At 46.1% G+C, this 26,332-nt stretch carries 30 protein-coding genes; 13 read left to right on the top strand and 17 right to left on the bottom strand.

Annotated elements, in window-relative coordinates:
* Positions 1–176: 176 nt before the first annotated feature.
* From K6G33_RS00385 to K6G33_RS00330, 12 genes are all read right to left on the bottom strand, one after another.
* The gene (locus K6G33_RS00385) at positions 177–1,643 is read right to left on the bottom strand and encodes a hypothetical protein (RefSeq protein ID WP_296775011.1); all 1,467 of its coding nucleotides are present in this window, start codon (positions 1,641–1,643) and stop codon (positions 177–179) included.
* 37 nt (positions 1,644–1,680) lie between these two features.
* Positions 1,681–3,390 (bottom strand): dockerin type I domain-containing protein, encoded by a 1,710-nt coding sequence (locus K6G33_RS00380; RefSeq protein ID WP_296775009.1) that lies wholly within the window; start codon positions 3,388–3,390, stop codon positions 1,681–1,683.
* A gap of 167 nt (positions 3,391–3,557) precedes the next feature.
* Positions 3,558–5,135 carry a ribonuclease Y gene (gene rny / locus K6G33_RS00375; protein ID WP_173449658.1) on the bottom strand — a complete coding sequence of 526 codons (1,578 nt, stop codon included), beginning with the start codon at positions 5,133–5,135 and terminating at the stop codon, positions 3,558–3,560.
* A gap of 613 nt (positions 5,136–5,748) precedes the next feature.
* The gene (locus K6G33_RS00370) at positions 5,749–6,957 is read right to left on the bottom strand and encodes an LL-diaminopimelate aminotransferase (protein WP_296775005.1); all 1,209 of its coding nucleotides are present in this window, start codon (positions 6,955–6,957) and stop codon (positions 5,749–5,751) included.
* Complete coding sequence (gene dapF, locus K6G33_RS00365; RefSeq protein WP_296775002.1) at positions 6,945–7,823, bottom strand: diaminopimelate epimerase; 879 nt, start codon at positions 7,821–7,823, stop codon at positions 6,945–6,947. Before dapF ends, K6G33_RS00370 begins: the two co-directional genes overlap by 13 nt.
* Positions 7,824–8,000: 177 nt before the next feature.
* The gene (locus K6G33_RS00360) at positions 8,001–8,387 is read right to left on the bottom strand and encodes a YegP family protein (RefSeq protein WP_296774999.1); all 387 of its coding nucleotides are present in this window, start codon (positions 8,385–8,387) and stop codon (positions 8,001–8,003) included.
* A 296-nt stretch (positions 8,388–8,683) separates the two neighbouring features.
* Positions 8,684–9,544: a 4-(cytidine 5'-diphospho)-2-C-methyl-D-erythritol kinase gene (gene ispE, locus K6G33_RS00355; protein ID WP_296774996.1), complete on the bottom strand. Its 861-nt coding sequence runs from the start codon at positions 9,542–9,544 to the stop codon at positions 8,684–8,686.
* Positions 9,544–10,719 carry an aminotransferase class I/II-fold pyridoxal phosphate-dependent enzyme gene (locus tag K6G33_RS00350; RefSeq protein ID WP_296775013.1) on the bottom strand — a complete coding sequence of 392 codons (1,176 nt, stop codon included), beginning with the start codon at positions 10,717–10,719 and terminating at the stop codon, positions 9,544–9,546. The genes ispE and K6G33_RS00350 overlap by 1 nt, the downstream gene beginning before the upstream one ends.
* 5 nt (positions 10,720–10,724) lie before the next feature.
* Complete coding sequence (locus K6G33_RS00345; protein ID WP_173450284.1) at positions 10,725–11,201, bottom strand: Lrp/AsnC family transcriptional regulator; 477 nt, start codon at positions 11,199–11,201, stop codon at positions 10,725–10,727.
* 24 nt (positions 11,202–11,225) lie between these two features.
* Entirely contained in the window at positions 11,226–12,206 is a 981-nt protein-coding gene (locus K6G33_RS00340) for a hypothetical protein (RefSeq protein ID WP_296774991.1), read from the bottom strand.
* A gap of 14 nt (positions 12,207–12,220) precedes the next feature.
* Positions 12,221–13,069, bottom strand: coding sequence for a histidinol-phosphatase HisJ family protein (locus K6G33_RS00335; protein ID WP_296774990.1), 849 nt, complete (start codon positions 13,067–13,069; stop codon positions 12,221–12,223).
* A gap of 108 nt (positions 13,070–13,177) precedes the next feature.
* Positions 13,178–13,648, bottom strand: coding sequence for an HIT family protein (locus K6G33_RS00330; protein WP_296774988.1), 471 nt, complete (start codon positions 13,646–13,648; stop codon positions 13,178–13,180).
* A gap of 189 nt (positions 13,649–13,837) precedes the next feature.
* Between K6G33_RS00330 and K6G33_RS00325 the strand changes: the two genes are divergently transcribed.
* The 7 genes from K6G33_RS00325 to K6G33_RS00295 all read left to right on the top strand — a co-directional run bounded on the left by K6G33_RS00325 (position 13,838) and on the right by K6G33_RS00295 (position 18,780).
* Positions 13,838–14,107 carry an ACT domain-containing protein gene (locus K6G33_RS00325; protein WP_296774985.1) on the top strand — a complete coding sequence of 90 codons (270 nt, stop codon included), beginning with the start codon at positions 13,838–13,840 and terminating at the stop codon, positions 14,105–14,107.
* 18 nt (positions 14,108–14,125) lie between these two features.
* Positions 14,126–15,484 (top strand): PFL family protein, encoded by a 1,359-nt coding sequence (locus tag K6G33_RS00320; protein ID WP_296774984.1) that lies wholly within the window; start codon positions 14,126–14,128, stop codon positions 15,482–15,484.
* Between the two features lie 65 nt (positions 15,485–15,549).
* Positions 15,550–16,029: a hypothetical protein gene (locus K6G33_RS00315; RefSeq protein ID WP_296774982.1), complete on the top strand. Its 480-nt coding sequence runs from the start codon at positions 15,550–15,552 to the stop codon at positions 16,027–16,029.
* A 70-nt stretch (positions 16,030–16,099) separates the two neighbouring features.
* The gene (locus K6G33_RS00310; protein ID WP_296774979.1) at positions 16,100–17,053 is read left to right on the top strand and encodes a phosphotransferase; all 954 of its coding nucleotides are present in this window, start codon (positions 16,100–16,102) and stop codon (positions 17,051–17,053) included.
* A 120-nt stretch (positions 17,054–17,173) separates the two neighbouring features.
* The gene (locus K6G33_RS00305; RefSeq protein ID WP_296774977.1) at positions 17,174–17,611 is read left to right on the top strand and encodes a hypothetical protein; all 438 of its coding nucleotides are present in this window, start codon (positions 17,174–17,176) and stop codon (positions 17,609–17,611) included.
* Positions 17,612–17,624: 13 nt separating this feature from the next.
* Entirely contained in the window at positions 17,625–17,975 is a 351-nt protein-coding gene (locus K6G33_RS00300; protein ID WP_173450018.1) for a helix-turn-helix transcriptional regulator, read from the top strand.
* Between the two features lie 7 nt (positions 17,976–17,982).
* Positions 17,983–18,780 carry an amidohydrolase family protein gene (locus tag K6G33_RS00295; protein WP_296774971.1) on the top strand — a complete coding sequence of 266 codons (798 nt, stop codon included), beginning with the start codon at positions 17,983–17,985 and terminating at the stop codon, positions 18,778–18,780.
* Between the two features lie 412 nt (positions 18,781–19,192).
* On the opposite strand, the gene K6G33_RS00290 is transcribed toward K6G33_RS00295, so the two are convergent.
* The 3 genes from K6G33_RS00290 to K6G33_RS00280 form a co-directional block, all read right to left on the bottom strand.
* Positions 19,193–20,083: a prohibitin family protein gene (locus tag K6G33_RS00290; RefSeq protein WP_296774968.1), complete on the bottom strand. Its 891-nt coding sequence runs from the start codon at positions 20,081–20,083 to the stop codon at positions 19,193–19,195.
* A gap of 77 nt (positions 20,084–20,160) precedes the next feature.
* A complete protein-coding gene (locus K6G33_RS00285) occupies positions 20,161–20,352 on the bottom strand; it encodes a hypothetical protein (RefSeq protein WP_296774965.1) in 192 nt (63 codons plus the stop codon).
* Positions 20,353–20,397: 45 nt separating this feature from the next.
* On the bottom strand, positions 20,398–20,964 hold the full coding sequence (locus K6G33_RS00280; protein ID WP_296774962.1) for a DUF1836 domain-containing protein: 567 nt from the start codon (positions 20,962–20,964) through the stop codon (positions 20,398–20,400).
* A gap of 275 nt (positions 20,965–21,239) precedes the next feature.
* Here K6G33_RS00280 and ruvX point away from each other — a divergent pair, with 275 nt between their 5' ends.
* Entirely contained in the window at positions 21,240–21,668 is a 429-nt protein-coding gene (ruvX, locus tag K6G33_RS00275) for a Holliday junction resolvase RuvX (protein WP_296774959.1), read from the top strand.
* On the opposite strand, the gene K6G33_RS00270 is transcribed toward ruvX, so the two are convergent.
* The gene (locus tag K6G33_RS00270; RefSeq protein ID WP_296774956.1) at positions 21,661–21,834 is read right to left on the bottom strand and encodes a hypothetical protein; all 174 of its coding nucleotides are present in this window, start codon (positions 21,832–21,834) and stop codon (positions 21,661–21,663) included. The two genes, ruvX and K6G33_RS00270, sit on opposite strands and share 8 nt — an antisense overlap.
* Before the next feature lie 117 nt (positions 21,835–21,951).
* On the opposite strand from K6G33_RS00270, the gene K6G33_RS00265 reads away from it, so the two are divergent.
* From K6G33_RS00265 to K6G33_RS00245, 5 genes are all read left to right on the top strand, one after another.
* Positions 21,952–22,551 (top strand): hypothetical protein, encoded by a 600-nt coding sequence (locus K6G33_RS00265; protein ID WP_296774955.1) that lies wholly within the window; start codon positions 21,952–21,954, stop codon positions 22,549–22,551.
* A 207-nt stretch (positions 22,552–22,758) separates the two neighbouring features.
* Positions 22,759–23,256 (top strand): tRNA (uridine(34)/cytosine(34)/5-carboxymethylaminomethyluridine(34)-2'-O)-methyltransferase TrmL, encoded by a 498-nt coding sequence (trmL, locus tag K6G33_RS00260; RefSeq protein ID WP_296774953.1) that lies wholly within the window; start codon positions 22,759–22,761, stop codon positions 23,254–23,256.
* Between the two features lie 13 nt (positions 23,257–23,269).
* Complete coding sequence (locus tag K6G33_RS00255) at positions 23,270–24,142, top strand: DegV family protein (RefSeq protein WP_296774951.1); 873 nt, start codon at positions 23,270–23,272, stop codon at positions 24,140–24,142.
* A gap of 206 nt (positions 24,143–24,348) precedes the next feature.
* Complete coding sequence (locus K6G33_RS00250; protein WP_296774948.1) at positions 24,349–24,921, top strand: helix-turn-helix transcriptional regulator; 573 nt, start codon at positions 24,349–24,351, stop codon at positions 24,919–24,921.
* A gap of 76 nt (positions 24,922–24,997) precedes the next feature.
* Positions 24,998–25,372 (top strand): hypothetical protein, encoded by a 375-nt coding sequence (locus K6G33_RS00245; protein WP_296774946.1) that lies wholly within the window; start codon positions 24,998–25,000, stop codon positions 25,370–25,372.
* Between the two features lie 113 nt (positions 25,373–25,485).
* Here the strand turns inward: K6G33_RS00245 and K6G33_RS00240 are convergent, their stop codons facing one another.
* Entirely contained in the window at positions 25,486–26,031 is a 546-nt protein-coding gene (locus K6G33_RS00240; protein ID WP_296774944.1) for a prolyl-tRNA synthetase associated domain-containing protein, read from the bottom strand.
* Positions 26,032–26,332: the final 301 nt, after the last annotated feature.

Here is a 26,332-nt window from a genome sequence, read left to right as displayed (position 1 = left end):
CCACCTCAGAAAGGATCGTCAGCCTTCGTTGTTTTATACTGTATATATCCCATTTTTGTGTTCTGATCTTGTTTTTGCCTGATATTCTGTGTAATTAGCCCCTCTGCGTTGCTCGCAGAGGGGCTTTGTGGACAGGCTGAGCCTGAGAGAATATCTCTCAGGCTTTTTGGTCATTTTTACTTTGACGAGGTCTTCTTTTCGTTTTTCTTCGCCTTGACCTCCTCAACATTGGCACAGGCAGCTCCCGCAACTGTCCAGAATACAGGTGCAAAGGTTACGCTGCTGCAACCTATAAGGAATATGAGCATTCCTGCAATAACTACTGAAAATACAGTAAAGGCTTCGGCTGTATTTCTTCTGCGCACAGCCTTGACACCAATGACAGCAACACCGATAAGCGTGAATACAAGTGCAATAAGTGAAGGTATGCCTCTTGTAGCGGCGGTATAGAGATACTCATTATATACCTTGTCAAATGTACCCTTATTAACTTCGTCACTCATAAATTCCTCGATCGACATATTCGGGTCAACATCTGCATTTAAATTTATAAGAGCAAAGGCAAGCTGCTCAGGACCTGTTCCCACAAGAGCATTTTTGCCGATGATGTCGAGCGTTCTGCTGTTGAGGTATGAATATACATCTAATGTATTGTCTATATCCACCCATTCGGAATCATAATTTCCCGATGCAGAGGCTCTCATATAGCTGTCACACCACCAGAGTATCCTTCCGTCATACAGTCTGTATGAGCTTATGTTTCCGATCACACCGCAGAAAACAAGTGCAATTGCAGCTCCTGCCGCAGCGATGCTTGCAGGGAGACATACAAGACGCTTCTTCGGTGCCTTCAGCTTTAATGCGGCAATTTCAGAAATAATGACCGCAGTGGCAAGTCCGCAGAATCCGATAAGCGAATATGTGAACATCATAACGAATGAGAAAAGCAGCGAAGAACATACAAAGACCGTTCTGCGAGTTTTGCTTTCAAAGGTCATAAAGCCTATAAGTGCCGCAGTAAGTGAAAGAGTCAGTACCATAGCCAGAAACAGCGGAGACGTTGCAAGTCCCGAAGCTGCATTTATCTTATCCTCAAGAGCATTTGTATAATGACTGAGCTTTCCTGTGAATACCTGTATCAGCGATATAACGCTGTTAAGTATTCCCACACCAACTATACCGTCAATAACCGTTTTTATCGCAGTCTCACGTTTAAGTGAGGCAGCAGAGGTAAAGAAGCAGAAATAGAAGATTATCGCAAGCAAGCCTTCTCCTCTTTCGGGATAGCCGTAAAACGAGATATTAAGGACAACGCCATTGACAAGTGAGGCAACGCCCCACAGTACCATTGCAGCCATAGCGCAAACGGGGAAGATGTTCCATTTGCTGATATACTTTTTTATAATGCCTATGATAGCGAGTATCATAGCGATAACGCCGCCGCAGACAAGTCCTCCTGCTGTAAAGGCATAGCTTGCCTTTGACTGCACCTCACTTGCGTATATCTCAGGTGCGAGCGTAAAAAGCGGAGCCATAATCATTGCTGCCGCAAGACCTCTTGAAGCGAGCTTTGAATACTTTTCCTCTGTCATATTCAGGATAAAGTTTGATTTTTCAGATGATTTAAATAAAGTCTTTGCCATTAAGCTTTCTTTCCTTCCGATAATGTGCTTGTTATCATTACTTAGGTGAAACAGTTACTGTATAGGTATCGCCGACCTTTTCGCCGACAATAATAGTGATACCCGGGTCGATAGTCTGACCGCCGCTGCTGTCATACCATGCAAAGCCGCTGACGCTGTTGTCAACAACACTTCCCGTTCTGAGGAGATTGTCCTTATCGCCGTCATTGACAAGTCTGATATAGCGTATTCCCTCATTTTTATTGGTAGCATCATCGTTTCCGCTCTCATACAAGAAATATTTCCGCCAGCCGTCATCGGCTTCTGTAGTATTTACATGGAGCAGTCTTACACCGCTGCCCGTAGGTCTCCACCAGAAATGCTTCTTGAGCTGACTGTTGTCGCCGTCAAGGGTGGTATACTCAAGAATGAAGTATTCCGACTTATAATTGCCGTCCAGATCGCCGTAAGGGATTATAAGGCAGTTGCCTTCATCGTTCTGTCCGTTGGTAAGAGTAAAGGTCTGCGTACCCTTTGAGCGATCATAGACCTGTATCTGATCCTTTCTGTACCAGCCGAGCATGAGCTTTGATACAGAGCTGAAATCGGAATAAGCCTCGTCCATAAGGTCATATCCTGCCGAACCGTGCATACCCTCATAGTCGTCCACATTATACAGGTAATAATCGGGAAGTCCCATACAATGTCCCATTTCATGCAGATATGTCGAGGTGAAGTTCGTATAGTCGCTGTCCGAGACAATAGCGGCATTTCCGGTAATAACATGGCCTATGGACATACCGTCCACCTTCAGCCACGCATCGCCGTAGTACTCTCCTGCGCAAGGCCACCAGTCGTTTTCGTCAGAGCCTGAAGGAACGCAGAACAATATTGCATCGACGACCTTATCGCCGTTGGCATCGAACTTGCTGTAGTCCACCGCACTGTTCATATTCTTGATGACCTCGGTGGTGAATTTTGACTTATATACATCGCCCTGATAGTTCACGATGCTTTCCTTGGCAGTATATCTGTAAGCCTTTCCGCCGAGCTTCAAAGCTCCCTTGGAAGCCCTTGAATAAAACGCAGTAAAGCTCTCGAAGGGATACATCTTTGAATTCTTATTCTCAGCACCGAAAGAGATCTCCTCGATACGTTCGGCAGTCGGCTCATAGCTGAACTTGCAGTCGGGGAAGTCCACGTAGAATATGAGCAGATTCGGCTCGCCCTGTGACGGGAGAGAGCCGTACATATCCTTTACAGGCGGAGTAATGAACTCCTGCTTTGGCTGAGTAGTGGTCGTAGTTGTAGTTGTAACAGTTGTTGTGGCCGTGGTAGTAGTTTCGTCGTACCAGCGGTAGACAACTCCGCTTACCGCCCCTGCCGAACCTGATATAACGCTTTTTCTCAGTTCCACCATATCGAACACATCTATTGTGCCGTCCTGATTTATGTCAGCCTTTTGGATCTTTCCGTTTCCGCTCCTTGAAAGGCTGCCGCTGAGCGAGTTGATGTCGTCCTTTCTGTCAATATCGTAGTATGAATTCCCTATATTATATAAACTGTTTGAAGACAGCTTCTGCGTTCCGTGGAGATGCTTTGCAAGCATAACAAGGTCAGAAACGCTCACTACTCCGTCGCTGTTAAGGTCTCCAAGTCTGTCAACTTTTTTCCATGCAGCACCGGCGCTGAGCGAAAAAGCCGAAACCGCCATTACAGCTGCCGCAGCAGCCGAAGTCAGAACGCTGAAAAGTGTTGTCTTTTTCATAAAAATGCCTCCTTTATATTAAATGGTAAGCATATACCCCTTATTTCATTCTGAAGGCACAGGGAAGATATCCCCAATGTCTCCACAGTGAAATAAAAGACGGCTGTCGAGCATACTGCCCGACAGCCGAACGATCTGCGGTAACTCTGACGCTCCGCAATAGCTGCTTATTTAGCGTAGTCAGAAACTCTGCTCTCACGAATGAGGTTGACCTTGATCTGACCCGGGTAATCCATCTCAGACTCGATCTGCTGAGCGATCTGTCTTGCAACGAGAACCATTTTCTCATCGTTGATGACCTCAGGTACGACCATGATCCTGACTTCACGTCCTGCCTGAACTGCGAAGCACTTTTCAACGCCTTCGTAGGAGTTGCAGATCTCCTCAAGCTTCTGAAGACGCTTGATATAGCTCTCGTAATTCTCGCTTCTTGCGGCAGGTCTTGCAGCGGAGATAGCGTCGGCTGCCTGAACGATGCAGGCAATGACTGTTTTCGGCTCGACATCGTTGTGGTGAGCCTCAACAGCGTGGATAATAACAGGATTTTCGTTGTATTTTTTACAAACATCAACGCCTATCTGAACGTGTGAACCTTCGATCTCGGAGGTAAGAGCCTTACCGATATCGTGAAGGAGTCCTGCACGTCTTGCAATATTTGCGTCAACGCCAAGCTCTGAAGCAAGAACTCCGCAGAGCTTTGCGACCTCAATCGAGTGGTCGAGTACATTTTGTCTGTAGCTTGTACGGAACTTGAGTCGTCCGATGAGCTTGATAAGCTCATGATTTATACCGTGAACGTTAGTCTCGATAACAGCGCGTTCACCCTCCTGCTTGATGCGGTACTCTACCTCACGGCGAGCCTTCTCGACCATTTCCTCGATGCGTGTCGGGTGGATACGGCCGTCCGAGATAAGCTTCTCGAGGGCGATCCTTGCGACTTCACGTCTGATCTGGTCAAAACAGGATATGGTAATAGCCTCAGGGGTATCGTCGATGATAAGGTCAACGCCCGTGAGAGTTTCGAGGGTTCTGATATTACGTCCCTCACGTCCGATGATACGTCCCTTCATTTCGTCATTAGGGAGCGGAACGACGGATACAGCTGCCTCGGATACCTGATCCGCAGCAACTTTAGCGATAGCCAGTGAGATATAGCTTCTTGCCTTCTCCTGACATTCGTCCTTTATCATCTGTTCGTAAGCTGCAACCTTTACAGCCTTCTCATGAACGAGGTCGTCTTCAAGCTTTGATATGATGTACTCCTTAGCCTGATCCTTGGTAAATTCGGAAATACGTTCCAGAATATCCATCTGACTTTTCTTTATAGAATCCGCTTCCTTCAGTTTTTCGTCAGCTGTTTTGATCTTCTGATTGAGTGTTTCCTCTTTTTTCTCAAGATTATCAGTTTTCTTGTCTAAGTTTTCTTCTTTCTGCTGCATACGTCTTTCCTGACGTGACAGCTCTGCTCTGCGATCCTTGATCTCTTTATCCGCTTCGGTGCGGAGCTTATGTATTTCGTCCTTAGCCTCTATAAGAGCGCTTTTCTTCTTATTGTCGGCATCTTTTTCAGCATCTTCGACAATACGTTCAGCCTGCTGTTCGGCAGAGCCAACTATAGCCTCTGCGTCACGTTTGCGCTTCTCAACGCCCGCTTCTACACCCTTTTTATAGAAGAGAGCATATCCAACACCAACACCAACAGCAAGTGCAATGAGGATAAGAGCGATAGCCAGACCCGGGTTCATACAGTGCATTACCTCCTTTTCGTAAAAATAATCAACAGTTTGTATCATAGTTTTAATTATTACTGAAAGGCGGTAAATGCCGCATTATTTTATTCATTTAAATATATAGATCAAGAGCCGAACAATATCCGACTCGCAAAAAATAGACGGACGTTTCATCAACCGTCCAAGATTTGTTCCGTTATCATATTTAAAACCGCAGGGAATTTCTTTATATATGGTCCTTTGCGGTGAATGATGTAAAACAAAGCTGCATATACTGCCAAAGTAATATTATGCAAATAAATACAACATAATTATTATATAATATTTCAGGCGTTCTGTCAATAGATTTTTGTGAATTAAAGACTGTCGGTCACAAATTTGGTGCAAAGAAACGGGACAAACAATGTTCGTCCCCGTGATATTTTCATATTTCATTATTTGCAAAACATACATCACATAAATGATATCTCTGCGCATCTGTCGCAATAAAAAAGGGCGGATAAGCGGAGTACTCATATAGAAACTTTACATGAAATTATCGGAGGGAACCTTTCCGAGGAAAGGTTCCCCCTCAATATCTCACGTAAAAGATCCTGTATAAGCACCGAGCTTATCTGCCCTTTTGTTATTACATATTTTTAACGAGTTCCGAGAAGCGCTCCATTGCTTCGATAGTACGCTGTCTGTCGCCGAATGAGGTCAGTCTGAACCAGCCCTCGCCGTTCTTGCCGAAGCCCGCACCCGGAGTTCCTACTACTGTGATCTTTTCAAGCATAAGATCGAAGAAATCCCAGCTCTTCATATCCTTCGGGCACTTGAACCAGATATACGGAGAATTAACTCCGCCTGTAAACTTAACGCCCAGCTTCGTCATAGTTTCGGAGATTATACGTGCATTCTCCTGATAGTAAGCGATATTCTCGTGGACCTGCTTCAGACCTTCCTCAGTGAATACAGCAGCTGCTGCACACTGAACAGGGTAAGAAACGCCGTTGAACTTACTTCCCTGTCTTCTGCCCCATATCTGAGATACAGACACAACAGTTCCGTCGCTTGCAGTTACTTTAAGGTCATCAGGGATAACAGTATAGCCGCATCTCATACCTGTGAAGCCTGCTGTCTTTGACAGTGAGCACATTTCGATACAGCACTCCTTAGCGCCCTCGATGCAGAAAATGCTCCTTGGCACGTCAGGGTCTGTGATAAATGCTTCATAAGCCGAATCGTAGATGATAACAGCGTCGTTCTTTTTGGCGTAATCTATCCACTGCTTCAGCTGATCGCGGGTATAAACCGAGCCTGTAGGGTTATTCGGTGAGCAGAGGTAGATGATATCAGCGTGTACCGAATCATCAGGCATAGCTGCAAATCCGTTGCTCTCGTTGGAATCGGCATAAATGATCTTTCTGCCGCTCATGAGGTTTGAATCAACGTATACAGGGTAAGCAGGGTCGGTAACGAGAATAGTATTGCCGTCGCCGAAGATATCAACGATATTTCCGCAGTCCGACTTTGCACCGTCGTTTATTCTTATCTCGTTCGGAGCAACATCAGCACCGAAGCTCTTATAATAGCCTGAAACAGCCTCGCGCAGGAAATCATAGCCTGCACCGCTGTCCTCATAGCCCTTGAAGGTCTCCTTAACGCCCATTTCGTCGCAGCCCTTCTTCATGGCTTCGATAACTACAGGAGCTATAGGCAGAGTTACGTCGCCTATACCCATTCTGATGATATCAGCCTCGGGGTGTGCCTCCTTAAAAGCGGCTATTTTCTTTGCGATATTTATAAAAAGGTAATTTTTCTCAAGTTTGAGAAAGTTTTCATTCAGCTGCGGCATACAACATTCTCCTTTGCTTTATTGATGAATTCGTCGGAAACATTTCCCTCGAAAACGTACTCGGCAGGCCCCGTCATAAGGACAGTTCCGTCCGACTTATAGGTTATGCGCAGATCTCCGCCGCGCAGATGGACAAGTACCTCCTCGTCCTGCTTGCAGATACCGTTGAGAACTGCCGCTACCACTGTAGCGCAGGTACCCGTACCGCAGGCGAAGGTCTCACCGCTTCCGCGCTCCCAAACGCGCATATTGAGCGTATGGTCGTCGATGACCTCGGCGAATTCCGTATTCACACGGTTAGGGAAAAGGCTGTGGTTCTCGAAATGCGGGCCTATCTTTTCAAGGTCGAGCTCTGCAACGCCCTCTGTGAAGATGACTGCGTGAGGATTTCCCATAGATACGCAGGTGATGTCCCATGTTTTTCCGCATACTTCAACAGGCTGGCTCACGAAGCGTTCGAGATCGCTGTTTACGGGGATATCCTTCGGGACAAGTATAGCCTTGCCCATATCCACAGTAACAAGGTCGACCTTATTGTCCTTCAGATAAAGCGTAAGATATTTTATGCCTGAATTTGTCTCAAGAGTGATATTTGTCTTATCGGTAAGCCCCATATCATAGACGTATTTGCCGATGCAGCGCGTAGCATTGCCGCACATCATCGCCTCAGAGCCGTCCGCATTGAATATCCTCATGCGGAAATCAGCCTTATCCGAGGGCATAATGAGCACAAGCCCGTCACCGCCAACGCCTTTGTGTCTGTCGCTGAGAACAACCGATACCTTTTCGGGCTCATTCACGGTCTCCTCAAAGCAGTTCACGTAGATATAGTCATTGCCGATGCCATGCATTTTTGAAAATTTCATAGTAATGCTCCCATCTCAGGTGACTCACGGGAGAGAGCAGTAAACCGTCAGCACACCGAACTCACAGCGCTGCTAACACGCTGAAAGTCCACTGACACATATATTATATACTACAGCGGCAGAGATTGTCAAGTAGCCGAAACAAAAAAGACTGCCGCAGCAGCGGCAGCCATATTCTCAGTTTTTCTCGGGCTCAGGCTCTATAACAGGAGCATCGACAGAGTTCTTGCGAACGCTTGCGATACCCTTCTTGCAGCTGTCCTTCTTGACATATCCCTCGCTGACAGCGATGGTCTCACCATTCTTTGCTTTAAGGCGGAATCTGAATTCTCCCGATTTGTCCTTGTATATTTCAAACTTAGGATTTGACTCGGTCTGAAATCCTTCAACTGTCTGATCTTCCAAATTAGCCGTGGGAGCATTCTTTGACACGCTTTCGATACCTTTCTTTACACTTGCAAGAGTATTGTATACCTCTCCGCCTGTTGCGATAACTTCGCCATTACCGGCTTTAAGACTGAATGTAAAACCTGTTTTAGCAGCCTTGATAATAAATTTTCCCATGATATTTTTTCAACACCTTTCAGCATAAGTATAAAATCGAGCTTCTCTGCGATTTATATCATAATTATAACTGAATGAATTTACCTTGTCAATAGATTTTGTTAAATTTCATCAAAATGCTACATTTTTCATTTAGCAAAAAGCTGTTAGTAAGTAATTATTTTAGTGAATAGCAAAACATTGCCGAAGCTTACTGCAAATTGAAATGGGAAAGAAAAACTGTGTAATAAATAAAGCCGTCAGCCGCAGCGTCACTCTGCTCACAAAAAAGGGCGGATATTATCCGCCCGTAACGCTCATTCAATTTTCAGGAAGCTCTCGGGAACGGTCTCGCATACTGCTGCGAAAGATCCCGCACCTCTCAGCTTTTCGGCGCAGATATCCGCCTTTCCGCGGTCTGTGAACAGTCCGAACACCGCCGAGCCGCTGCCTGTCATCACTGCGCTCAGCGCTCCATTCTGAAGCATCAACGACTTTATCTCATCGACCTCACGAAGCTGCACAGCCTCCTCGAAAAGATTACCGAAGTACCTGTAGGCTTCATCGGGCGCTTCTCCGATAGTGTCCGCAAGCTTTTGCGCCTGTGGGTGCAGAGGCGATACAAGCGAGTCTATATTCCGATATGCTTCCGCAGTCGAAACGCCTTCCCCGCCCTTTGCAATGACCAGTATGCGTCCCGAATAATCGGCAATAGGAGTTATCCTCTCGCCTATTCCCTCAACGTAGGCAGTTCCGCCCGTCAGGAAGAAGGGAACATCTGCACCGAGCTTTTCGGGCTTGCTTACGCTTTTGCCCGTCAGCTCGCCGAGACAGTACAGAACTGCCGCAGCGTCTGTGCTTCCGCCGCCCATACCAGCCTGTGAGGGGATACCCTTTTTAATATGTATACGGCAACCGCAGTCCATACCGTTCTCCTCAAAGAACAGCTTTGCCGCTTTATAAGCTATATTGCGTTCATCGCAGGGTATAGGGTCAGCAGCCGCGAACTCCTCGGGGACTTCACAGCTCAGCTCTATGCTGCTTTCGGTCAGCTCCACAGTCACCTCGTCATAAAGCCCCACGGTCTGGAATACGCTCTCGAGGGTGTGGTAGCCGTTTGGCAGCTTTCCCGTAACGTCCAGCGCAAGATTTATCTTCGCCGCTGTTTTAACTTTCATCACTTCTCAGCCTCCAGCTTTTTCAGGAACTTCTCGATACGGCTGACAGCTTCCATAAGGTGCTTGAGGGAGTACGCATAGGATATGCGGATATAGCCTTCTCCGCTATCTCCGAAAGCACTTCCCGGAACGGTAGCCACCTTCTCCTCGAAAAGCAGTCTCTCGCAGAACTCCTCGCTGGTCAGACCTGTACTCTTGATGCACGGGAACACGTAGAATGCGCCCTCGGGATTGAAGCAGGTCAGTCCCAGACGGTTGAACTCGCCCACAAGGTATCTGCGGCGGGCATCGTACTCGCCGACCATTTTTGCGACCTCGTCATCGCAGGAGGTAAGAGCTTCAACGGCAGCATTCTGGCTGATGAACGGACTGCACATGATGCCGTACTGATGTATCTTTGATATCTGAGTGATTATCGGCTCGGGAGCTGTTACATAGCCCAGTCTCCAACCTGTCATGGCATATGCCTTTGAGAAGCCGTTGACATAGATAGTGCGCTCCCTCATGCCCTCCAGCTCGATAATGGAAAAATGCTTCCTGCCGTAGGTGAGCTCGGAGTATATCTCATCGGAGAGTATCATTATATCGGTATCTCTCAGGAAGTCAGCTATGGGCATCAGGTCTTCCTTTGTCATGACAGCTCCTGTCGGATTGTTCGGGAAAGGCAGTATGAGCAGCTTTGTGCGCTCTGTTATCTTGTCCCTGAAATCCTCAACAGTGAGCTTGAAGTTGTTCTCTATGCGCGTAGGCACGGGAACAGGCACACCACCCGCAAGCTCCACCAGAGGAGCATAACAGACGAAGCAGGGCTCTACAACGAGCACCTCGTCGCCCGGATCGAGAAGTCCTCTGAGAGCAAGGTCAATAGCCTCAGAGCCGCCCACTGTAACGATTATCTCCTTGTCCGGGTCGTATTTTACGCCGTGCTTCTTATTTATAGTATCGGATACAGCATTTCTCAGCGGAGCAAGTCCCTTGTTAGGGCCATAGATGATGTGCTTGCGCTCCAATACCTTGATAGCGGCGCGTCTGATAGCCCACGGAGTATTGAAGTCGGGCTCGCCGACACCGAGAGAGATGACACCCTCCATAGTTCCTGCTATATCAAAGAATTTACGTATCCCCGACGGTTTTATCTTTTTTATCTTGTCCGAAAGGACTTTATCGTAATCTATCACGATCAGCCGAGTCCCCTTTCATCAGGTTCTTCATTGTCGATGAATATACCCTTTTCCTTGTATTTTTTAAGAATGAAGTGAGTAGATGTCGAGAGTATGCCCTCGATAGTTGCAAGACGCTCGGAAACGAAGAAGGCAACGTCCTTCAGGTCGCTTCCCCTTACCTCTACAGCAAGGTCATAAGCACCCGATGACATAAGACTCACGCTCTCTACTTCGTCATACATCATGATAGTCTTTGCGATATCGTCAAAGCCGCAGTCACGCTGCGGAGTGACTTTGAGCTCGATAGTTGCGTAAACAGTGGACTTGTCGTAGAGGTCATCATCAACGATAACGCTGTATCCCTTGATAACGCCTTCCTTTTCAAGCCTCTCTATCTCTGCGGCAGCTTCCTCGGCGGATATGCCCAGCATCTCGCCAAGCGCCGTATTGGATATACGGGCGTTCTGCTGTAAAATTCTTACGATGTCTTTCATAGTATCATTTCCTTTCATATATTGTTAGTATTCAACGTATTCTCCCGAAGTATAGCCGAATCTGCTGAGTATGTCGTCCCAGCTGTCATTGCCGATGCGAATGCCCACACCATAGCAGCCGATATCGCCTATCTCCGACCTGTCTGTACCGCACTCCCAGCAGTACACCTTTTCTATCTCAGCTCCGCACATCTGTATAACGAACTCCGTATCGCCGTGTTCGGGATAGTCCCACGGAACATCGGCTGTAAACGGCTCATCAGCGCCCCATTTTCCGTAGTAATAGAACGGCTTTCCAGATGTGCCTAAGTTGTACTCCCAGCATATCGTCAGAGCCAGCAGATCCAGCCTGCTAAGTCCTTTATACGATATATTTGAGGGAACATGAGGCTTTATGTTCTCCTTTTTTTCAAGGTGTATATCGGAGTAAGCTCCCTGCTCAAAGCCGAACTTCTCAAGCACCTCCGACCATTTCACGCCCTCGGTGTCCTCAAAGTACTCGACATATCCGCACTTTCCCACGGGATCGCGCTTCTTTTCGGCTCGGCAGCACATTACCCACTTCGGGCTGCCGTCTTCGTCCATACACATGATGTAGTCCATATCGTCCGACGAATCGAAGTGATCCTCATGCATTGCCTCGCTGAATTCGCCGACTCCTGTATTGGTATAGACTATCTTGTCAGTACATATCGAATCTTTCTCCGTAAGATCGTTCCTGACGCAGTTTCTTATTATATAGGCACAAGAAGTCGCCGAAGCCTGCTTGCTTTTCTTAACGTATTTCATCATGCCGAAGCCCACGTCAAACGAATCAGATTTATTGTCCTGATTTTTTTCTGTCGTTTCCTCATTGTCCTTCTCAGTGGCAGGCTCGGTCGTTATTTCAGCGGTATCAGTAGTGCTTTCGTCGTTTTTTTCTGCTTTTGTTCCTGCGTCTCCGCAGCTGAATGCCGATGCTGTCATCAGCAGAGCCGCTGCGAGTATAATGATCCTTTTATACATATCAGCACCTCTGTTCAGTCAATGTCGATAAAGTAGGGTCTTCTCTTTTTAAAGTATGCGAGCCTCGTGAAGCCTGCCTCCTTTGCGATAGCTATGCCGTCCGCGGCATTCGCGGCTATATCCTCAACCGTGTGCGAATCCGAGCCTACAGTGACTATCTCGCCGCCCAGATCACGGAATAGCTTTACATATTTAAGGCTCGGGAAGCAGTCTCCGTAGCCCTGTCTTATACCTGATGTATTTATCTCGATGCCCTTTCCGTTCATGGCAAGAACGCGGAAGATGTCCGCGATAATATCGTCATATCGGCTTATATCAAGGTCAATGCCCGCTTTCAGCTTCAGATAGCGCATAAAATATGTAAGATGTGCAAGAACATCGAATTTTCCCCATACGCTCAGCTTGTAGAGCTCCTCGAAGTAACGCTGACAAAGCTCATATATGCCGTCGATGGTGTAACCGCTGTAGTCTATGAAGCAGAAATCCTCTGTTTTGGGGAGCTGATGCATTGAAGCAAGAACAAAGTCAAGCCGTGTATCGCTTACTATTTTTTCCGCTGTCTCAAAATCATGTGTCGCCTGCCCCATTTCCACGCCGCATATCAGATTCAGCTTATCGCCGTGCTTTTTTTTCAGCTCGGTAACGGCAGAAACAGAGTTTTCAAAGTCTTTTCCGAAATCAAAATACTGATAGGTAGTTTCATCGGGATAGTGTTCCTTCGAGTACCAGCGATTACATTCACAGTGGTCGGTAATGGCATAGGCGGCAAGCCCCAGCTCCGCGGCTCGTTTTATACAAAGTCCGATATCCGCCTCGGAATCCACCGAGAACTGCGTGTGTGTGTGACAGTCCATAAGTCTCATAGTCTCAGCCCCTTTTTAAGTGTATTCTTTTATTATAACACATAGCATAAGATATTTCCACTGTTTTATAAAAAATCCCCTGCTAAATTATACGGCAGGCCTGCACGATCATTCCGACAAAATATTATCAAGCTCTGCAAGAAGCTTTTTCTTCATATTTTCAAGTTCTTCCGCACTCGGACGGTTATCATCAGAGTACATCTTTTCCATAGGATACCACCAGACAGGTCCTTTTCCCTGATTGCCGTGATCGCCTATATCACCTGTTCTGCGAGGGTATAAATGCCAGTGGAGATGAGCATCGCCCATTCCGAGAAGTTCATAGTTCATCTTTTCTGCACAAAAGGCTTTTGCCGCAGCTTCTGCAACTATGGTCATTTCTTCCATGAATTTTGCTCTTTCAGCCATATCAAGGTGGAAAAGCTCAGTCTTATCGCCGTGATGCTTATACAGAAAGAGCGTATAGCCGAAGAAGTGCTGATTATCGCCGATCACAACGTAACCTGTTTCAAGCTCCTTCACAAAGTAAGGATTTGTTCCGTTTTTTATCATTTCTATCCTGTCACATATCAGGCACATGATATCTCAACCTTTCATTACATTTTTCATATTATAACACAACTGCCCGCTTTTTTCAACAGCAGCAACCGGATTACTGAATAAATATTTAATATTTTCCTGTGGCTGTTGCTTTTTAAGCGTATGTGTGTTATAATTGTATCAATCATTCGGGTAAAACCGAATAACAACAAAACGGAGGTTTTAACTATGAGAGCAGTTGTAACTGTTATTGGTAAAGACACTGTGGGTATCCTTCACAAAGTAAGCGGTATCTGCGCAGAATACAATGTAAATGTCATCGAGGTCACACAGAGCGTTCTTCAGGATATGTTCGCTATGATAATGCTGGTAGATATATCCATGATAAAGGGCGATTTCTCCGAACTCGTTGAAAAAATGACAGCTCTCGGCACTGAGCTTGGACTCTCTATCCACACAATGCACGAGGATATCTTCAACTCCATGCACAGTATCTGATGAAAGGAAGTACGTTCAATGCTTAACGTATATAATATACTTGAAACTATCCGCATGATACAGGACGAATGTCTCGATATCCGTACTATCACTATGGGTATCTCTCTCCTTGACTGTATCGACACGGATATTGACAAAGCCTGTGAAAAGGTTTACAACAAAATCGTCACAAAGGCAGGAAATCTCGTTAAAGTTGGTCAGCAGATAGAAACCGAGTACGGTATCCCGATCGTAAACAAGCGTATCTCCGTAACTCCTATCGCTATGCTTGCCGCTGCCTGCCCAAACGGTGATCCCGTCAAGTTCGCAAAGGCTCTCCAGAGAGCTGCCGATACCTGCGGAGTAAACTTCATAGGCGGTTATTCGGCTCTGGTACACAAGGGATTCAGCGCGGGAGATATGGCTCTCATCAAGTCTATCCCCGAAGCTCTCGATGTTACGCAGAATCTTTGCTCGTCCGTAAATATCGGCTCTACAAAGTCGGGCATCAACATGGACGCTGTAAAGATAATGGGTCAGATAGTCAAGGAAGCTGCTGTAAGAACAGCTGACCGCGACTGCATAGGACCTGCAAAGCTGGTCGTATTCTGTAATGCCGTTGAGGATAACCCCTTCATGGCAGGTGCTTTCCACGGCGTGGGCGAGCCTGACTGCGAGATACACGTAGGTGTTTCGGGTCCCGGAGTTGTACGCGCAGCTCTTACAAAGTACCCCGACGCTTCTATAAACGAGCTCGCAGACATAATCAAGAAGACCGCATTCAAGATAACACGTATGGGACAGCTCGTCGGCGCAAGAGCTTCCGAGCTTCTTGGCGTACCTTTCGGTATCGTTGACCTTTCACTTGCTCCTACACCTGCTGTCGGCGACAGCGTTGCTCACATCCTTGAGGAAATGGGACTTGAAATGTGCGGTACTCACGGTACTACAGCCTGCCTTGCAATGCTCAACGACGCAGTAAAGAAGGGCGGCGTAATGGCTTCTTCAACAGTCGGCGGACTTTCAGGCGCATTTATCCCTGTATCCGAGGACGCAGGCATGATAGATGCTGCTGTTGCAGGAGTTCTCAGCCTTGAAAAGCTCGAAGCTATGACAGCTGTATGTTCTGTAGGTCTTGATATGATAGTTGTTCCCGGCGATATCACTCCTGAAACCATCTCTGCTATCATCGCAGACGAAGCTGCTATCGGTATGGTAAACTCAAAGACCACAGCTGTACGTCTTATCCCTGCTATCGGCAAGAAAGAGGGCGAGACTCTCGAATTCGGCGGACTTCTCGGAAGCGGTCCTGTTATGCCTATCAGAGAAAAGTCCCCTGCAAAGTTCATCAACCGCGGCGGACGCATCCCTGCACCTATGCAGAGCCTCAAGAACTAAGCTGTTAAATTGCAGGAACAAGCAGTGCGCATAATTACTATTATAAAAATTTTGGGGGATATGAAATGGCTCAGATAAAGCCGACTAACGGAAACTGTCCTGATTGCGGCAAACCTATCAGCGGATATAACGCTTCTTCAAGAGACTACGGCTCACCAATAAAGACCTGTAAATGCTGCGGTCAGCAATACCTTGACAGAAGGTATATCGAACTTGCTGTTGAACCTCCTGATCCGAGTGATCTTTCGGCAGCCACAGGTCTGAAGATGGCACTTATCGGACTTGGAATGTTTGCAGTATCGGGTGGTTTTACATTATTTACGATACATTTCAGAGGATATTATTACAGAAAAATGGCATTTGTTGCTATTGCGAGCATAGTTGTGATGCTTTTCGGTATCATTGATTCTATCCGCACCAAAACAGGTGCAAAGCAGAAAAGCCTTGACAAGAAAAGAGAGGCTTCCGAGCAGAGGCTTATGGACAGAGCCTATGCACAGCAGCTTGCCGACCTCGGATATAATGTCCCTGACAAATATTTGTAAACTAAAGGGCGGGATCTCCGCCCTTTTCAATTTACAGCTCCTGTATTAAGTAATGAAACGGAAGAAAAATATGGATATTTACAAGATTCCCTGCCTTTTCGGACTCCCCGAAGCTGGCAGCCTGTCCGAACTTTCGGCAGGTCATATAAACCGCACCTTTCTCGCAGTCTGCGGCGGCGAGAAATATGTCCTGCAAACTCTTAACCGCAGCGTTTTTCACTCTCCTGAAACTGTAATGTACAACATAAGCCGAATCGAGGCTGCTTTTGCCGAAAATGCAGCCTCAGACACTGCCGTCCCGCATTTTATCGCCGCAGGCGATAAAAATTTCGCGGTCGCTGACGACGAAGTATGGCGTATGTACAAGTATATATCAGCGACCGCAGATGCCGCGGCTAACGCCGCGGCTGCGGGACGGGCATTCGGCACATTTATAAGAGTCATGAACGGCCGCGAACTGTCTGATGCTCCCGTTATCGAAAATTTCCACAACTTCAACAGGTATTTCTCGGTGCTGACAACTCACAAAGGCATAGCTTCGGACATATTGGCAAAGCTCGATAAGCTCCGCGATACTCTCGGACAAGTTTTCACGGATTCACTGAAAAAGCGCGTGATACACGGCGACGCTAAGGCGGATAACGTCATCATATCTGAGAGATCGACCATAATCGACCTTGATACTGTCATGTACGGCTATGCTGCCATAGACTACGGCGACCTTGTACGATCAGTTTGCCGCAGCGGACTGACTGATATGAAGGCTGTAAAAGCTGTAACCTGCGGCTTTTTGCAGGGACTTGACGGGCTCCTGACCAACGACGAGATAAATTCTATGTATTACGGAGTTTTATGGCTCACAGGCGAACTCGCCATGCGCTATCTCATCGACAGCCGCAGCGAGATCAGGTACTTCCGCGGAAAAAGTCCTGCCGAATGTCGAAGCAGAGCCGAGGAACTCCTGTCGCAGCTTGACGGCTTCATTGCCGCAGAAGCTGATTTCGAGACCATAATACTCAATTGAATAAAACTGCATAAAAAAGACTGGTAATTTCAGTTGAGATGTGTTATAATAATAGTATAAATGACCGTTATATATGCTGCTCATCGCTGACCGTTCACCCGTCCGAAAGGGGGCTGTGTTATGGAGTTTATCATCGTTTTGATCGTTATTGCAGTTCTGTGTCTTGTTATAGGTGTAAAAGCCAGCTACCTCATATTCGCGGCAATCGCTCTCATAGGAGTCATCGTCGCTCTCTCCGAGCTGCTTCTCACAGTATGCTTTATAAGGCTGCTTTTCGCAAAAAAGCAAAGCGCTGTATTCTCGCGCATCGACAAAGGTCCTCACAGCAGTTTCAAGGTAGCGTACTACAGGATAGATAATACGGAATATCCCAATATTTTCCCAGAGGAAGGCTTTTTCCGCAGCAAGCTCTACCGCAGCGATAAGAGCTCTACCGTTTTTCTTTCAAAAAATAAAAAAACTGTTTTCGATAAATTCTCATGTGCCACCTGTACTATAGGGATATTGCTGACCATAGCAACCATAATTGCAGCGGTACAGATATTATCAAGGCTCTAAAAGGAGGCGTGATATGGAAGAACATATCTGCGGCACTCACGGAGTGCATAACGACATAGTTGACAAGGTCGCAAAGGTCATGCCCGATGAATCGGCACTCTTTGAAGCTGCCGAGCTTCTCAAGGTCTTTGGCGACTCCACAAGAATAAGGATAATCTTTGTGCTCTGCGAAAGTGAATTGTGCGTCTGTGACATCGCAAAGCTTCTTGGCATGACTCAGTCTGCTATCTCGCACCAGCTCAGAGTGCTGAAGCAAGCAAGGCTCGTCAGCTCGCGGCGTGACGGAAAGACCATATTCTACTCGCTCTGCGACGACCATGTTAAATCAATTTTCTATCTTGCTATGGAGCACGTTATGGAGTAAACCGCCAATGAGATATTTTGACTTTCACACCCACGCATTCACCGACTCCCTGGCTGAACGCGCCATATCAGGGCTTGCTCAGACCAGCGGCATTACTCCTGCCACTGACGGCACTCTCAGCGGACTTCGCAGGAAAATGGCTGAAAACGGCATCGAAAGAGCTATGCTCCTGCCTATTGCCACCAAACCCTCTCAGCAGGCAACAATAAACGACTGGGCTGCTTCTGTCATGGGCGGCGGTATCTACTGCTGCGGAACAGTCCACCCCGATGCCGAAGACGCTGTTGCAGAGGTAGAACGCATAAAGACTCTGGGACTTTACGGTGTTAAATTCCACTCGGAGTACCAGAACTTCTTCCCCGATGAGGAGCGTCTTTTCCCAATATACGAGAAAATTGCAGAGCTGGGACTTATCGCGGTCTTCCACGGCGGCTGGGACCCGTTCGCAGGAGAAATTGTTAAGGCAACTCCTCAGAGCTTTGCAGCTGTGGCGGAAACATTCCCGAAGCTGAAGATCGTCGCTGCACATCTCGGCGGAATGGATCTCTGGAATGACGTTGAAAAGTATACCGCAGGAAAATACGAGAATATGTGGTTCGATGTAAGCGTCATAGCCAGATATATCAAAGATGAACAGCTCCTGCGCATAATACGTATGCAGAGTGCTGAGCGCATACTCTTCGGCAGCGACTGTCCGTGGGACGAGCCTGCCAATGAGATAGCCATGATCGAACGGCTTCCCCTGTCAGACGAGGAAAAGGAGCTTATATTCCACCGCAGCGCCGAAAAACTCCTGTCAATATAGCATAACAACACAAAAAGGCTCATGTACCCCTACATGAGCCTCTTTCGTTCCCCCTACCAGAGATAACCCCAATTATCCCATCAGAAGTCCGTCTGAAACGTGTAATATCACATTAATAAGAGGAAGTTTTCCGCACACCTGCGGAAGGTGTGATCTTTTACCCCCGATCACCCCTATGTCATGGCTGATTCTGTCACTCTTGCTGCGTCGTGTTATTAAAGCTGTTTACCCCGATGCGTAAAGCCACCCCTGACCTTCGCACCATATCATTGAAGAAGCTTTCCCCCTGTTTCAGCTTCGGACCCCTAATCATAGCTGATGAGCGATCGTGCCCGTTGCACCCCAAAAATCGAACGGGCAGCGACCATATTCTTTGCCGCTCCGAGAGCAGCTTATCCCCGTTATCCGAACCTTAGTCTGCCTGTGCAGCGGCAGCCGAAGACTCATCTATATCAACATCTATCAGCAGTCCGCCGTCCTTGCCTGTAACTTTAGGCATTACGCCGTTCCATTTCTGGATCTGCTCATATGCGATGACCTTTCCTGAAAGTGATTCTTCAAGGAGCTTGTTTGCGTCTGCCTGAGCCTGTGCCTGAGCAAGTATAGCCTCTGCCTCAGCATTTGCAGCTATTACCTTCTTCTCAGCATCAGTCTTTGCAATGACCTTTGCCTGCTCCTGCTCCGTCTTGGTCTTGAGCAGGTTCTGTTCTGCGACCTGCTTTGCCTCAATAGCATTGTTGAACTCTGCTGAGAAGTCAAAGTTTACAATGTTGAACTTCTCTATGTATATGCCGTAGCCGTTGAGCTTTTCGTCCAGTGCAGACTTTACCTCTGTACTTACAGTTTCACGCTCTGTAATGAGCTGCTCTGCGTTGTACTTGGCTGTAGCCGATTTCATACACTCCTGAACAACAGGAGATACAAGTATCGTGCTGTACTCAACGCCGACATTCTTGTACATATCAGGCGACTTGTCGGAAATCAGTCTGTAGTTTACCGCGATCTCGCTGTTTACAGTCTGAAGGTCACGGGAAACTGCCGTAGCCTTTGCCTCAAAGACCTGTATCTTGTTGGACATTTTCTCAACCGACTGAATGAACGGAGCTTTCAGGTGGAAGCCCTCAGACAACGGAGTGCTTGAGACCTCACCCAGAGTAAGTGTTACTCCCGTATTACCCGCAGGAACGATAGTGAAGGAATTTGCAGCAAGGAATATTGCCGCAATACCTGCGATGATCCATTTTACGCCCTTAAAGCTTGGCTTTACATTAGGATTATTGATCTCTCTTACATTTACAGACATAATGATTCTCCTTTTATATGTGCAGTCCTGAACTGCGTGTGAAAAATGTTACAAATAATGTCAGCATCTTATCAGTCTCAGTGTTTGTTAAGGTAATATCCGCCGTTTCCGTTTGCGGAAATAACGTCATCATACAACAGCTCATATTCTGCCCCTTTATCAAAGATACCGAGTTCTTCAAGAGTCTTTGCGCTGTCAGCCGAAAAAGCTTCGGCTTTGATAAGCTGCTTGATGAGTTTCTTGCTGCGCGATACAGTTGGCAGTACCATTGTTATCCCCTCCTATAATTTATTCCCTATCATTGACAGATGAGCTTACATCTCGTCCAGTATTACTTCAAGTCCCTTTTCCATTTCAGTTCTGAGACAGCCGCTTCTGTACCCCATTACCATGACAAACATCGCTTTTCTCAGCTTATTGTCATCAACTATCTCTTTCCTGTTCTCGTTTACCTCTCGGTCAACGAGTTCTTTTATATGCTCAGACCGGAAAGCTCCTTCGTCCTCAGCAGTAAATATTATCCTGCAAAGGATATCATACAGGAGTATCTCCTCAATGATATCATCTGAGGTATCCTCAACATCGCCGTTTATGTATACCATCAGCTTTGCGATATCATCAAGCTTCATTGCTTTTCTGAGCATATTGATGAGAAGTATTCGCAGTATCTGTTTCTCCGAGTATTTCTTGCCTTTTGTAGCGGATACCCAACCTCGCTTTATCCAGTTCTGGATAGTGGTTCCTTCAAGCCCCGTGAGCTTTGAGAGCTGAGAAAGAGTAAGTCCGCCTGTAGCTTCAAGAACGGGAGCGATCATCGAAAAAGCCGATTCACGAGCCTGTTCTGTAAATTTAATAGTAGTGCCCGGGATAAGTCTGTTCATAGTCTTTATCTCCTCTCTGACGATGATATGATTATATCACAAGTTCATATGAACCGCAAATATCATTAAAAGATGTTTTTAAGCGTTTTTGAATGTTTTTTTCAGTTTATCTTTGATTTTCTCACGTTTTCTTAAATTTTCGCTTTTTTTCATATCTCGGCGGTATGACCGTGCATTATTCATGTCACAGCCCTATGCAAGCGAATTAAAAAAGGACTGGTAATTTCAAGCGAAATGTGTTATAATATATAGTATGTATAAAGGCGGTGAAAAAAATGATAATCATGTCTGTTGACTTCGGCGACGCAAGAACAGGTATCGCTGTCTGCGGCAAAAGCGAAATGATCGCTTCACCTGTTACTGTCATTGCCGAAAAGGACTTCAATAAATGTATAGAAAAAACCGCAGCTCTCGCCAAAGAACAGAGAGCTGAACAGATAGTTGTGGGCTATCCTATGAATATGAACGGAACAGTCGGCGAAAGAGCTGAGAAATGCAAGCTTTTTGCAGAAGAGCTCGAAAAGCTCACAGGTATCACCGTCAAGCTCTGGGACGAGCGCTGCACCACCGTTTCAGCTCATAATGCGCTGAATGTCACAAATACCCGCGGTAAAAAACGCAAGGCTGTTGTGGACGCGGTGGCAGCAGTGCTTATCCTCGAAAGCTATCTCGGTTTCAGACGCAACTCGGGTGAAACTACATAATTATAGACTTTATATCGTCCAGCAGATCGCCTGCTGCTTTTATAGTTTTCCCTGCATCACGCTTCAAACTCATCTTCTTCATGGGACGGGCGCTTGACAGAGCATATACCGCTATTCCTGCGAAAGCTCCTGCTGCTGCGCCCTTTGCAAGTGACATCATCTTCATTTTGTAAAAACTCCAGATCATTATTGTCCTTACGGACATTAATATTATCTGAAAAATTCGTGAAACTATTCCGCACATTGAAAGATATATTGATTTGCAAATTGGAGGACATAAGGCATGAAAGAAAAAAACTCGTTAAAATTAATGGTGTTGTGTATACTTGCCGGAGCGTTTATTGGTTCGCTAATAGGAGCATTAGGGCTTTCAGGAGTAATATCAGGCGATAAAATGATGAACGTTATGAGCTTGACCTTAAAAGTCTGCGTAAGTTTGATCGTGCTTATTATTGATCTTCTGTTCATTTTGGGATTATGTCAGCCATTTTTATTAAAATATATCTATAATAACGGCGAAACAACTGTCGGCGTAATAGAATATGTAAGAGAAATACCTCGTCCGGATCAGCTTTTCGTTGATGAATGGATAATAAAAGTCAGATATTCCTGCACAATACGTTACAAGGCGAATAATAAAGAGTATTCAAAGGAATTTCCTCCTACGCACCTGACAAGCAAGCGCGAAATGTATCCGTTAACACTTGATAAAAATAATGAAATACCTATAAGATACTTGAAACGCCTGCCAACACTATCTGCGATAGATGTAGATAAGATCAGAACAGGCAGACAAAATGAAGCTAAAAATGATAAGATCTATCTTATTATGATACCATCTATTCTAACGGCTGTGTATATAACAACCATTATTATGATCTGAAAGCCGTGTATCATTACGGTACTCTCAGATAACCACGACATGAGGAAGAAAAATGAAAAATCTCCTTATGTTCGGGTAATAATACGCTTTTTGAGGAGCTGACCTGTACAGCAACTTGCCGTATAAAGGCGCTTTTCGCCAAATAAATATGCATTTTTCTCCGCTTAGACGGAGTTAAAATAAAACTATACAAACAGAAGGATAATTATGCAAAACCTGAATATCGTCCTTGTAGAACCTCAGATACCTCAGAATACGGGAAATATCTCCCGTACCTGCGCCGTTACGGGAGCTAAGCTCCACCTCGTCTGTCCTCTCGGCTTCGAGGTCAGCGACAAGCACCTGAAACGTGCGGGACTGGACTACTGGGACAAGCTCGACATCACATATTACGACAGCCTTGCGGATTTTTTCGATAAGAACCGCGGCGGACACTTCTTCTACTTCACTACAAAAGGACTCCATGTCCACAGTGAAGCGGAATATCCCGATAATTCCTACCTCGTCTTCGGACGTGAGGACAAGGGGCTTCCCGAGGAGCTTCTCCACGAAAATCCCGAATGCTGCGTAAGAATACCCATGCGCAATGAACTGCGCAGTCTCAATCTCTCAAACTCCGTGGCAATAGCTGTATACGAAGTGCTGAGACAATGGGACTACCCAGACCTCTCTCGTGAGGGAAAACTCACAAAATATCAATGGTAAAGGAGAAATTACTATGTCAAAGATCGCTATACTCACCGATTCATGCTGTGACCTGCCAAAGGAGACAATCAAGGAGCTGGGCATAAAAGTCCTCCCCTTTACTCTGACCGTCGGCGGAGAAAGCTTCCGTGAGATTTTCGACAAGTCAACAGAGGAATTCTACGAGCTTCTTGAACATACCGACGAGATACCCAAGCACTCACAGATATCCCCAATTACTTTTGAAGAAACATATATGTCCCTTTTTGAGGAAGGATATACCGACGTTATAAGCGTTTCTATCAATTCTCAGGGCTCGGGTACGTTCAATAACTCCGTACTTGCGAAAAAGGAGTTTTTCGAGAACGTTCCCGAAGCTGCAAAGAAGATGCGCATATTCAACATCGACTCAAAGTGCTACACCCTTTTCTACGGCTATCCTGTCATGGAAGCTGCAAAAAAAATACGCCGCGGCGCTGATGTCGAGGAAATAGTCGCATACCTTGAAGACTGCTTCAACGTAAGCGGTATCTACGCTGTACCTTACAACCTCAAATACGCAAAGAAATCAGGACGCATCTCGGCTGCAAAGGCTTTCGCAGGAGAGCTTCTGGGTCTGAAGCCCATTATACTCTTTGCAGATGGTACTACCACTACTGTCGACAAGATCAGAGGCGAGAAGAACATCGTTTCAAAACTCGTCGAGATCGTCGAGAAGAATATGACCCCTCAGACTCCTTACATCATGATCCATGGCAAGGACAACACCCTTGCAAAGGAAGTCGAAAAGGAGCTCATCAAAAAGACCGGAAGAAAGGCTGAGATGTACGGCAGCGTCGGTGCTGTAGTAACTTCCAATATCGGTCCCGATCTGGTAGCCGTCCTCGTAAGACGCAAAAACAAGTAATTTTTTTCATTCAGGGCGGACATGGCTGCCGCCCTTTTGATATGCCGTAAAACGCCTGTATTTCGCCATGTAAAGATGAGTTTACATGGGTATGTCAGCATCTTCTTACAGCTTTTTGGCTCTGTGTAAAGCCGTCTTGGTAGCAATTCCGCACACGGTATGGTATAGTAGAGCCAGTCAAGAGAAACAACTCCGAGGAGGAAAATATGGAGATAGGAAATCAGATCAAAAAGTACCGCGGAAAGCTGAAATGGTCACAGGAGGTCCTTGCCGAGAAAACTTTCGTCAGCCGACAGACTGTATCAAGCTGGGAAAACGACAAGAGCTACCCCGACATACACAGCCTTCTTATGCTCAGCAAGCTTTTCAATATTTCTCTTGACGAATTAGTTAAAGGAGATGTTGAATCTATGAAAAACGAAATCAAAAAAAGCGACAACAAAAAATTCAATTCCCTGGCATGGCTGCTTACAGGAGAGTACATACTTATGGTACTGTCTGCCGTCCCACTCATGAAGTATCTTGGCTGGCTCGGCGGAGTAATATGGGGCATATTAGTCTCGGTATCACTATTCACTGCACTGAAAGTCGAAAAGCTCAAAAAGGAAAACAATATCCAGACCTACAAGGAGATAAAAGCTTTCATGGAGGGCAAGCCCCTCGACGAGATATCAGCAGACCGCATGAGCTCCCTTAACAAGCCCGTTATCAAAGCTGCAATTGGCGCAGGTATCGCTCTTTTAGTATGCACCGTAATGACCTATTTATTATTCAGATAACAACAGCCCATAAAGTACAGAAAACGACCGTATTGTCAGAGTTCGTGTCAGCGAGGAGGATATGTTCAAGTGAGCGGTGCAGTATTCCGAACACACAGCCGTCATATCATCTGTTTCGCTGAGGGAGCGAGTTGTTAAAGCGCTGAAAAGCTATGGAACAACACTGGAAGACGCTTATTGGCAGTTCATAGAGTTCTGCTGCGACAGCGAGCTGGTAACCGCTCACTGCAACTTTGATATGAAGCTTATCGAACGGATATGCAAAGAGTACGACCTTCCTGTGCTAATTAATCACATCACCGACCTTGAAACTCTGTTCCGTATGAAGTTCAAGAGAGGCTACAGTACACGCTTCGTCGAAAAGCAGTTGGGTATCACCACAGACGAGGAAGCTGACTGGAGACATCTTGATGTTGCAGGTAAAGCATATATTGCATTACAAAGCGAATAACCGTGAACCCAATGGTTCTGGTAAATTATCATTCAAGCGATGTACAAAATAACGTACATCGCTTCTTTTATAAGTGTTCAAAAGAAAAACCTCCCGAGGGAGGCTTTTAACTATCATTCAGTCGGCATATCTATAAACGTAGGCTCGTGTTTAGCTTCACGGACATATCTCAGCATATCATCACGGAGCAGGCGCACAGTTGACGTGTTAATACCAGGATGTCCGCATATATACTCGTCCTTCATCAGGTCATTATCTATAACAAGCTGAATGTTGTTGTCTGTATCAAATATAAGTTCCAGTGCTGACACAGAGCCTGGGATAGTATGGAGATACTCCTGCATCTTGTCGGCTTCAGCAAACGAAAGGCGAGCGCAGTTCAGCTGAGAGGTCAGGAACTTAGTCTTGAAAGGCTTATCTCCGGGCATAAGCAGCATATAAAAGCTGGTCTTCTGACGATTGCAGAGAAACAGGTTCTTGCATATCTTAGCACCCAGTACCTTTTCAATAGCAAGACAATCCTCCATAGTATCTGCGTGGTCGTGGTCAGCTCGCTTGTATTCTATGCCGAGAGAATCAAGCTTATCGTATATAGCCGTTTCAACGTCTGAACGCTGATCTGTTGGTCTGCCTGTATAAAGTATATTATCAATATTCATAAATAAAGCTCCTTTAACATTTATGGCGTATTTAATTATTATACTCTATATCGCATAAAAAATCAACTGTACCAGATCAAAAACTGCATTTCACAGCCCATAACAGCAAAAAGGGAACGCACAGGCGTTCCCTCAGCCTGTCAAAAAAGTCCAGCCGAAAGCTGGACTTTTTCTGTGTACTATGGTAAGATAGAAAATAAGGCGGTGAAAATAATGCTGAAACAAGAAGCTGAAAACAGAAGACAGATGGAATTTTTCTGCATAGATCAATTTGTACCCAAGAAGCATCTGCTTCGCAAGA

It is taken from the genome of Ruminococcus sp. (assembly GCF_024691275.1).
Classification (GTDB): Bacteria; Bacillota; Clostridia; order Oscillospirales; family Ruminococcaceae; genus Ruminococcus.
The sequence above is the reverse complement of the archived record's forward strand: the minus strand, read 5'-3'. Positions and strand labels throughout refer to the sequence as shown.

What these genes read in the sequence shown, in the direction of transcription:
- K6G33_RS00300 (WP_173450018.1), top strand. Translation starts at nt 17,625, where the DNA reads ATGGAAGAACATATCTGCGGCACTCACGGAGTGCATAACGACATAGTT.
- K6G33_RS00330 (WP_296774988.1), bottom strand. Translation starts at nt 13,648, where the DNA reads ATGTGCCTGATATGTGACAGGATAGAAATGATAAAAAACGGAACAAAT.
- K6G33_RS00385 (WP_296775011.1), bottom strand. Translation starts at nt 1,643, where the DNA reads ATGGCAAAGACTTTATTTAAATCATCTGAAAAATCAAACTTTATCCTG.
- ispE (WP_296774996.1), bottom strand. Translation starts at nt 9,544, where the DNA reads ATGAAAGTTAAAACAGCGGCGAAGATAAATCTTGCGCTGGACGTTACG.
- K6G33_RS00290 (WP_296774968.1), bottom strand. Translation starts at nt 20,083, where the DNA reads ATGTCTGTAAATGTAAGAGAGATCAATAATCCTAATGTAAAGCCAAGC.
- K6G33_RS00270 (WP_296774956.1), bottom strand. Translation starts at nt 21,834, where the DNA reads ATGAAGATGATGTCACTTGCAAAGGGCGCAGCAGCAGGAGCTTTCGCA.
- K6G33_RS00305 (WP_296774977.1), top strand. Translation starts at nt 17,174, where the DNA reads ATGGAGTTTATCATCGTTTTGATCGTTATTGCAGTTCTGTGTCTTGTT.
- K6G33_RS00370 (WP_296775005.1), bottom strand. Translation starts at nt 6,957, where the DNA reads ATGCCGCAGCTGAATGAAAACTTTCTCAAACTTGAGAAAAATTACCTT.
- K6G33_RS00310 (WP_296774979.1), top strand. Translation starts at nt 16,100, where the DNA reads ATGGATATTTACAAGATTCCCTGCCTTTTCGGACTCCCCGAAGCTGGC.
- rny (WP_173449658.1), bottom strand. Translation starts at nt 5,135, where the DNA reads ATGAACCCGGGTCTGGCTATCGCTCTTATCCTCATTGCACTTGCTGTT.
- K6G33_RS00320 (WP_296774984.1), top strand. Translation starts at nt 14,126, where the DNA reads ATGCTTAACGTATATAATATACTTGAAACTATCCGCATGATACAGGAC.
- K6G33_RS00280 (WP_296774962.1), bottom strand. Translation starts at nt 20,964, where the DNA reads ATGAACAGACTTATCCCGGGCACTACTATTAAATTTACAGAACAGGCT.
- trmL (WP_296774953.1), top strand. Translation starts at nt 22,759, where the DNA reads ATGCAAAACCTGAATATCGTCCTTGTAGAACCTCAGATACCTCAGAAT.
- K6G33_RS00240 (WP_296774944.1), bottom strand. Translation starts at nt 26,031, where the DNA reads ATGAATATTGATAATATACTTTATACAGGCAGACCAACAGATCAGCGT.
- K6G33_RS00265 (WP_296774955.1), top strand. Translation starts at nt 21,952, where the DNA reads ATGAAAGAAAAAAACTCGTTAAAATTAATGGTGTTGTGTATACTTGCC.
- K6G33_RS00380 (WP_296775009.1), bottom strand. Translation starts at nt 3,390, where the DNA reads ATGAAAAAGACAACACTTTTCAGCGTTCTGACTTCGGCTGCTGCGGCA.
- K6G33_RS00345 (WP_173450284.1), bottom strand. Translation starts at nt 11,201, where the DNA reads ATGAAAGACATCGTAAGAATTTTACAGCAGAACGCCCGTATATCCAAT.
- ruvX (WP_296774959.1), top strand. Translation starts at nt 21,240, where the DNA reads ATGATAATCATGTCTGTTGACTTCGGCGACGCAAGAACAGGTATCGCT.
- K6G33_RS00325 (WP_296774985.1), top strand. Translation starts at nt 13,838, where the DNA reads ATGAGAGCAGTTGTAACTGTTATTGGTAAAGACACTGTGGGTATCCTT.
- K6G33_RS00340 (WP_296774991.1), bottom strand. Translation starts at nt 12,206, where the DNA reads ATGTATAAAAGGATCATTATACTCGCAGCGGCTCTGCTGATGACAGCA.
- K6G33_RS00285 (WP_296774965.1), bottom strand. Translation starts at nt 20,352, where the DNA reads ATGGTACTGCCAACTGTATCGCGCAGCAAGAAACTCATCAAGCAGCTT.
- K6G33_RS00315 (WP_296774982.1), top strand. Translation starts at nt 15,550, where the DNA reads ATGGCTCAGATAAAGCCGACTAACGGAAACTGTCCTGATTGCGGCAAA.
- K6G33_RS00360 (WP_296774999.1), bottom strand. Translation starts at nt 8,387, where the DNA reads ATGGGAAAATTTATTATCAAGGCTGCTAAAACAGGTTTTACATTCAGT.
- K6G33_RS00295 (WP_296774971.1), top strand. Translation starts at nt 17,983, where the DNA reads ATGAGATATTTTGACTTTCACACCCACGCATTCACCGACTCCCTGGCT.
- K6G33_RS00255 (WP_296774951.1), top strand. Translation starts at nt 23,270, where the DNA reads ATGTCAAAGATCGCTATACTCACCGATTCATGCTGTGACCTGCCAAAG.
- K6G33_RS00335 (WP_296774990.1), bottom strand. Translation starts at nt 13,069, where the DNA reads ATGAGACTTATGGACTGTCACACACACACGCAGTTCTCGGTGGATTCC.
- K6G33_RS00250 (WP_296774948.1), top strand. Translation starts at nt 24,349, where the DNA reads ATGGAGATAGGAAATCAGATCAAAAAGTACCGCGGAAAGCTGAAATGG.
- dapF (WP_296775002.1), bottom strand. Translation starts at nt 7,823, where the DNA reads ATGAAATTTTCAAAAATGCATGGCATCGGCAATGACTATATCTACGTG.